General features: G+C 64.0%; 1 protein-coding gene. It reads right to left on the reverse strand.

Annotated elements, in window-relative coordinates:
- Positions 1-31: 31 nt before the first annotated feature.
- The gene (locus ABFX36_RS18845; RefSeq protein ID WP_428832072.1) at positions 32-1,096 is read right to left on the reverse strand and encodes an IS110 family RNA-guided transposase; all 1,065 of its coding nucleotides are present in this window, start codon (positions 1,094-1,096) and stop codon (positions 32-34) included.
- Between the last annotated feature and the right edge of the window lie 308 nt (positions 1,097-1,404).

The following is a 1,404-nucleotide window of genomic DNA, read 5'->3' on the forward strand; positions in this document are numbered from 1 at the left end:
AGGCTGGTTGAGCGAGACGCTTCTATGTTTGTCAAGCGGCGGTGGTGACTGCTCCGGGCTGGTTCAGGATCCGGTAGATGCGTCGGGCGAGGTAGCGTTTGAGGATGCGTCGGATCGCGCGGGGGCTCTTACCTTGTGTGATGCGGGCCGCGATGAATTCTTTGGTCTGTTGATCGCATCGACTGTTGGTGAGGACGATTGCGTGCAGTGCGCGGTTCAGCTGTCGGTCGCCACCTCGGTTGAGGCGTCGGTACTGTCGTTGTCCGGAGGATATTTCGATCGGGCTGACTCCGGCCAATGCCGCCCACGCGGCCTCTGACTTCACCCGTCCGCGGTAGGCCCACGCATTCAAGATCAGCCCGGCACTGATCGGTCCGACTCCGGGTAGTTCCAATAGCACCGGTGCGTGAGCGGCGACCAGTTCGCGCACGGCGGCCAGGTTCTGCGCGAGCTGGACGTGCAGTGCGACGATGCGCTGAGCTAACGTAATCACCTCGGCACGGGCGAACTGCTTTGCCCGGCTATCGCTTGGACGCTCGCGCCATCGGGCGATCTGCTTGACGATGGTCAGTGTGGGTTTGCCTCGCGCATCGATACCCAGGTCGTGCTCGCGCAGCAATGCCACCATGGCGTTGAACTGACGGGTCTTCTCCCGCGTCATCCGGTCCCGGGCCGGCAGCAGCGTCTTCAGGCATTCATGAAGGTCACCGGTGCGTGCATCGGCGAGGCCGTCGCTGGGGCGAGCGAGCATCGTCACCGCCGCCTTGTGTGCGTCGATCGCGTCGGTCTTCGAACCTCCTCGCTCCCGACGAGGCGAGGGCGCATCGACCACCCGGTACCCGGCCCGCAACAGTTCCCGCGTCAGACGGGTGCCGTACGAACTGCTGCCTTCGACGCTGATCAGCGTCTCGCGGATGCGAGTACCGGTACGACGCTCGATCCAGGCGATCGCCCGCCGCAACCCCGCCGACGAGGTCGAGAACGTGGCCTGATCGACGGTCCTGGCCGTGGCCGCCTCCACCAGGCAATACGAGTGCGTGGCGGCGTGAGTGTCGACTCCAACGACGAATCTGTAAACATCTGCAACGATTGACACTGCGGACTTCCTCCTCATCAACGGAACAGGATGGGTTCGCTGAACCGGTGGCCGCTTCTGAGGAGACCACCGCGTGGCGTCACTGTGATCGGTCACGACGCCTCCCCAGGGGGCGTACCTGGCGAGGCGTCGGACAGGCTTCTGATCAAGCCAACGCGGCGGACAGGGCGGTCACCGGTTCGCCATCGATGAACGGACACGTCTTGCTGAAGGCACCCACAACGAGGCCAGCGGAGCGATGAGTCACGAACACAACGACGAACCCATAACCACCCTGCCAGTCAGCCCCAGGCCAACCACCCCAAACA

The organism is Gordonia cholesterolivorans (assembly GCF_039531975.1).
Classification (GTDB): domain Bacteria; phylum Actinomycetota; class Actinomycetes; order Mycobacteriales; family Mycobacteriaceae; genus Gordonia; species Gordonia sihwensis.